Origin of the sequence: Phenylobacterium sp. (assembly GCF_030697925.1) — a bacterium.
In the GTDB taxonomy this organism is placed as follows: domain Bacteria; phylum Pseudomonadota; class Alphaproteobacteria; order Caulobacterales; family Caulobacteraceae; genus Phenylobacterium.
In genome coordinates this window covers 1-6002 of record NZ_JAUYOJ010000199.1, presented here as the reverse complement: position 1 = coordinate 6002, position 6002 = coordinate 1, and the positions used below count along the sequence as shown (strand labels likewise).

Here is a 6002-nt window from a genome sequence, read left to right as displayed (position 1 = left end):
GCAAATCCGCCGCCTAGATGTTTCGTCCCGCGGTGTGGAGGACGCAGCTTAGCTGAGTGCGCGCACCGCGAGGCGTTATGGGATAGGTTCTACACGGCTGCGCCACGACCACGCACGCTGCCCGAAGCGGCCGGGCGGCGGCGGAAAGTATGGGGCGCCGAACGCCGACTCGTCGTCCGAAATGTCGGCAGGATACGGTTTGCGAGCCAAACAGGCCCGCCAAGCTGATCCCCTTCCTCAGGTCCCAACCGCCTCTAGCTGAGAGCGCTCTGGTGGAACGGTAGCGGCAGGTCCGGAACGGGTCGCGAACGCCGAAAGCGCTCCCGCTTTCAGAGGCCGCACGCCAGCGCGCCGGTGAAGTTGGCTCCAGCAGCGACCACCAGGCCGGCGATGAGCCCAGTCCCGAGGGTGAAGAAGCCAGACCCGGCCCCGACGGCGATAGCCGTCCCCGCCGTGGTTTCCACCGCAATCCAGCATTCGGCGGAGGCGTTGCTGGTCACCGTGGCGCCCTCGAAACGGTGGGTGTCGGCCACCGCAGTGATTTTTGATCCGGCATCGGCCGAAACACCGCCGCCATAGGCCAGGTCGCCGCCGCTGATGCACACGTCGGCGTCGTTCGTCGACAGGTTGGCTATGAAGGCCTGGTCGTACTGGTAGAGTCCGGAGGCGGCCGTCCGCTGGCCCTGGTAGGCGCCGCTCTCCAGCACCCGAAAGCCGGTCTGGGCGTCGGGGACGATCCAGGTCTGGAACGCCGTCTTCGACAGGGTCGGGCCGCAGGCGTACCGGCCTGAGGCCGCCATGGTCGCAGCGTCATAGGTGTTGTCAGGCGTCAGATCGACGCTGAGCGCCCGCGAGAGATACTCCTTGTATTCCGAGACCGCCGGCTGGCCGTTGGCGTTCGGGCCCAGCACCGTGGCAGGGCCGTTGAAATAGGCGGTCATGTCGCCGATGTCGCGGAGGTCCACCGGGTCGTTCGGTCCCAGCTTGCCGTCGCTGTCCAGGTCGAGGACCACGTTGAAGGCGTTGCCGTAATAGTTGGAGAACAGGAACCCGATGTTGCACGACTTCTGGAAGTTCGGATCGGCGCTGCTGTGCGCCGAGGCGCAGGGGTCGTCGTCATAGTTGGTGTCGTCCGGCGAGGCTGGCGGATCGCCGTTCCCGGCATAGGCCGGCGAGAAGACCGAACTCGGGGGCGCCGCATAGTTGACCACCGCGTTCATCAGCTGGGCGGGACGTGGCCAGGCGCTCAGGAAGAGTTCGCCGCTGGGCGTCGCCTTGAACGGCTGGCGGACGTCGGCCGGCGTCAGGGCGCTGGTGACGATCGCCCCGGAGGCCGCGAGCGCAATCGGGATCGAGTAGGGGGCGAGCGCGATCCGCGCCTGGCGGGCGGCGGCCCAGTTGGCGTAGCCGGCCTGGGCCAGCAGATGGTCGCTGACGACATAGAGATCGCCCGTGGCGTTCGCCGGCAGGTTCTTGGCCAGGACATAGACATTGTAGGCTTGGCCGAGGTCGAAGGCGTCGCGCACGCGCATATTGTCGCCAAGCGTCACCAGGTCGTTGTGACCAGTGCTGGCGGCCGTGACGAGGATGTCGGCCTCGACGGCGTTGTTGGCGAAGTCGCCGTCGGCCAGCCGGAACCGCCCATCGCCGTTGGCGTCGAAGACAAACACATAGGCGCCGGCGGGCGGGGACGCCCAGTTGATAGTCTGGTTGAGATCGCCATCGGCGTCGGTCGAGACGCTGTCGGGCGCTCCGCGCACATCGGTCAGCGCATAGGTGAAGTTGGACTTGTAGTTCTGCGTCGTCGTGTAGCCGGTGATGTAGAATTTCGCGCCCGTGACCGAAGGCTTCAGGGCCGAGCCCGCCGAATGGACCGTATCGGTGACCTTGAACTTGGCCTGTTTGTTGGCCTGGGTGACCGGGGTGCTGAGCGAGGCGATCAGGGCCGGCGCGGGCGGGTTCTGAAACTGGCCGAAGCGGACCCAGGCGGGATAGTGGTCGGAGATCCGTTGGGTGTCGATGCGCGTGGCGTTGTCATAGTGGTCATAATTGACGCCGTGGCCGAGGTAGTAGGCCTGCAGCCCGGTGTTGAGGATGATGCGGTCATAGGCGCAGGACGAGCCGACGGCGGTGTTGGTCCGCGTGCCGTACCCGATGTGCCAGGTCCAGCCCGCGGCGAAATCCATCCCTCGGTACATCACCGGGTAGGACGCGCAATCGGAGTTGAGGTCGCCGATCAGCATCCTATTCACCCCGGCGGTGAGGTTGTTCTGAATGGCTTGCAACTCATAGTGCACGACGCTGCTGTTGGGCGCGCCGGCGACCGTGCCGGGCGGGCGCGCCTGGGCCGAGGCGCCATAGGCCGGCTTGGTGTGGTTCGTATATATGTCGAAGGTGACCGGCGCGAAGGTGGGGTCGTTAGGCGTGAAGGTGACCCGGGCGATCGCCGGCGGCCGCATCCAGACATTGGCGGCCGGTTGCATGGTTCCGTTGGCGGCCAGGTAGTTGGCGCCCGTGGTCGAATAGTCCGTCCAACCGACAATGGCGATCGCGCCCCAGGCGTTGGCGGGCGGCGCGCAGACCACGTAGCGTTCCTGCCGGCCCACCCGGCCCGAGGCGGCGCTGACCTGGTTGCAGGCATATCCGGGAGGCAGATAGTTGATCAGATGCGCGGTGACCGAGGCGCCGGCCTCCAACACCTCCTGGAAGACCAGGATGTCGTAAGCGCCGGCGACATTGCCCATGCGGGTCAGCAGATTCACCCGGTCGCCGCCGCCTGGGACGGTGGCCTTGGCGAGGCTGAAATTGAGCAGGTTCCAGGAGGCGACCGTGAGATTCCACTGATGCGGCTGGGCCGCGCCCTTGGACGGCGCGCCGACCAGGGTCGCCAGCGCCAGCAGCAGGATGGAGGCAAGGCGGCGAAGGCCCGGGACGGTGGCCATCAGCGGGCCGCCTCGCCCGCCGTCGGCGCGGCGGGCGTTGCATAGGTGTAGGGCCCGAAGCCGCTGACGGTGAGCTGGGTCTTCAAGGGCTCGACCTGCAGCGGGGCGCCGTCGGCCCGCAGGGCCTTGACCTCCCAGTCGAAGCGCTGGCTGGAGGTCGGATTGCTCGACACGACCAGGAAGGCGGCCTCCGACACCTTGCGACCGTTGCGCGTGCGGATCGCCAGCGGGTCGAAGCCGTCGACATTGGTCAGCTGGACAGTCCGGCCGGCCGCGCGGGTGAGGCTTTCGAAATAGGCGGGAAGCTTCACCACGGCCCGGCCGTGGGCCAGTTGCGCGCTGCCGCGATAATAGACCGCGCCTTCGGGCCCCTCCAGCGAGGCGTGGACCAGGTAGCGGTCCCTGGCCACGGGATGGTCGATGACGAAGGTCTTGTACACCGACCGGTTGGGGTTCGTCGGGTCGACCGCCTGTATCTGGATGCTGGTCTGTGGCGAGCCCGTTTCGTTGTAGGTCAGCACGAAGGGGCGCTGCCCGTAGCGGGTGTCGAAGCCGCTCAGCACGGCCGAAGACCCGAACTGGCCGTTCACCCCGTCGCCTTTGATCAACCCCTCGATCAGGGTGTTGCCGGCCACGTGCAGCATGGCCTGCGGCGCGCTGGTGCCGACGCCGAGGTTACCCTTCTGGTCGACGATAAACCCCTTGATGGCGGTCGGGGTCTGGGCCAGCACGACTCCCGCCAGCGGAATCAGTCCGAGGCCGGCCAGCACGAGCCCCAGCGCGGCAAGGCGCAATTTCTGCGGTTGGCGCATTTCGGTCCTCTCCAGGCGCAGGCGTGTTCAGCGGCCGCGCGCGTCTTGCAGGTGACTGGCGTAGTCGACCTTGAAATCGCCCGGCAGGCGGGACCGCACAAAGGCGGGCGTCTTGCGCCTGGCCAGGGCCACGGCCTGTTGGGCGTCATATCCGCCGACCAGGAAGCCGTTGGCGTAGAAGGTCTCGGTCTGCAGCGTGGCGCCCTGCTGCGGATGGGCCAGGACAAGGTTGGCCACCGGGCCGCCATAGGCGATCTTCCGGACCGAGGCGATCACCACCGGCCCGCCGGCGGCCAGCACCCGGTCGCCGGGCTTCAAATCCGCGGCCGCCCGCCAGTCGCCATCGATCCCCACGAAGGGATGCTCGGCGGTGGCCTTGACGCTCAGCCGGTTCTTCGCGGTGATCACATAGAGCCAGTCGTCCTTGCCGGTCACAGTGCCGACCACGCGCGACTGGCCGTCCTTGGCCTTCAGCAGTTCGCCCTCGCCAGCCAGGCTCGCGATCTTCCGGCCAGCGCCGTCGCTGGCCATGGTCACGACGGTGTCGGGGTGCAGGCACCCGGCCACAAGCCGCAGCATCGGTGTGGCCAGGGTGCCGGAGTTGGCGCCGATGAAATGAGGCGTCGTGACACCGGCGGTGGAGAGTTGCGCCGCCACGATATTGTCGGAGTCGCTCGTGTCAGTGACCTGCAGCAGCAGCGAGAACTGGATGCCGGTCCCGGCGCCGCCGCAGATCAGGCTGGCCGTCTGGCCGAAGTCCAGGTTGTTGAAGTTCCAGCTGACCGTCTTGGTGGCCGTGGCGTAGGTGACCTGGGGCTGGGTGAAGAAATTCGTGCCGCTGATGGACGGGGCGAGCCGGCATTGCCCGCCCTGGATGGTGTTGATCAGCGAGACCGAACCCGTGCCCACCAGGTGGCCGCCACCGTCGGTCTGGGGGATTTGGTTAGGCCCATAGGTGACCGACCCGACCATGTTCATCAGGACACCGGTGTTCTGATAGGTCCCGTAGTCGCAGGTGCCTGGATTGGCGTTGGCGTTGACCGCTCGGCTCGTGCAGACCAGGGCCGCCCCCAGGGAATTGTTCGACGCGTGGACGATCACCGGATGGGCGATGGTCTGGGTGCTGGGGTAGTCGATGGCGTCCACCGCCAGCTTCGACATCTGGGCGACGTAACGCTGGTCGGTGACGTCGTAATAGGTCGCGGTGACCACGCCGCTGAACGACTGCGGGGCCGCGCTCAGCGAATTGTTGACCGGGAAGTACTGGCCGGCGCCGAACGAGCTCTGGGTGGCGCAGGTTCCGATCGGATTGCTGTTGGCGTCGTAGAAGCAAAGGCTCGCATAGGAGAGCTGCAGGTTGCGGCTCGGGTCCTGCGCGGAAGCCTCCATGCTCGCGACCCCAGCCGCGGCATAGGTCGTGGCGGCGGTCGGATAGAGCGCCACCATCAGGGTGGCCAGGTCCTCATAGGTCAGGTCGTCGGAGACGGCCGTGACCCTGGCGCCCGTCACGCCCACGGCGGCGTGCACCTTGGCCTGGGTCGCCATCAGCTTGTGCAGCCCCGGATACCGCGCCGCGGTCATGCCGGAGATCTCGTAGTGACGCTTCAGGAAGCGGGCCATCTGCGGATCGCTGAGATCGATGGTGACGGTGCGCTCCTGTCCGGCCCGCTTGAGGGCGTAGGCCGCCGCGGCGCGATCGGCCTCGCTCCAGCCCAGCGCCTGCGCCTCGGTGGCCTGCGCCTCAAGGCCCAAGCCGCCCGTGGACAGGAGAATAATGCAAACCAAGCAAGCGAAGGACCGACGCATGGCGATGCTCTCCGTCTCGGAAATACGCATCGGCATGCGCCGGCCTTGACGTCGAGGGGCCGGGCCGGGCCGGGTGCGCGAATTCTGACGGAGCCAGGCTGTATCAATCGCGTTTTGATGTCAACCATAAGGCGTGTATATCATTTGATCTCTAGTAAGTTGTTCGACTTGGATCGCATCCGCGAGCCAGGTTGGCGGGATCTCTTACCTGACTGAATCAACGGAAGTTCCTCGCGCCCGGCCACAGGCGCTTGCCGAGCTGAGACCGGCCTGGGGCCGCCGACCGAGACCTTGAGCGCAGGGAGATGATGCCCTGTCTTTCGCGACATCGAGGGCCGCTGACCAAAGGTTCGGTCAGGCAGATCATCGCGCTCAGAACCAAGGCTTCTTTCGGTCAGGCCCTGAGTCCACATCTGATGCGCTACATCGTGGCCACGAGCGT

Annotated in this window: 3 protein-coding genes; all 3 read right to left on the bottom strand. The window is 66.7% G+C overall.

Translation table 11 applies throughout. The features are described 5' to 3' along the window. Positions 1 to 329: 329 nt before the first annotated feature. Genes Q8Q88_RS19030 through Q8Q88_RS19020 form a run of 3 tightly spaced genes read right to left on the bottom strand, consistent with a single transcriptional unit; the run spans position 330 to position 5560 of the window. A complete protein-coding gene (locus Q8Q88_RS19030) occupies positions 330 to 2942 on the bottom strand; it encodes a hypothetical protein (RefSeq protein WP_305676758.1) in 2613 nt (870 codons plus the stop codon). Beyond that, positions 2942 to 3754 (bottom strand): hypothetical protein, encoded by an 813-nt coding sequence (locus tag Q8Q88_RS19025; RefSeq protein ID WP_305676757.1) that lies wholly within the window; start codon positions 3752 to 3754, stop codon positions 2942 to 2944. Before Q8Q88_RS19025 ends, Q8Q88_RS19030 begins: the two co-directional genes overlap by 1 nt. 27 nt (positions 3755 to 3781) lie before the next feature. Beyond that, positions 3782 to 5560 (bottom strand): Hint domain-containing protein, encoded by a 1779-nt coding sequence (locus Q8Q88_RS19020; protein WP_305676756.1) that lies wholly within the window; start codon positions 5558 to 5560, stop codon positions 3782 to 3784. Positions 5561 to 6002: the final 442 nt, after the last annotated feature.

Bases quoted from the DNA above. Each gene is read 5' to 3' on its own strand.
- Q8Q88_RS19030 (WP_305676758.1), bottom strand. From the start codon at position 2,942: ATGGCCACCGTCCCGGGCCTTCGCCGCCTTGCCTCCATCCTGCTGCTG.
- Q8Q88_RS19025 (WP_305676757.1), bottom strand. From the start codon at position 3,754: ATGCGCCAACCGCAGAAATTGCGCCTTGCCGCGCTGGGGCTCGTGCTG.
- Q8Q88_RS19020 (WP_305676756.1), bottom strand. From the start codon at position 5,560: ATGCGTCGGTCCTTCGCTTGCTTGGTTTGCATTATTCTCCTGTCCACG.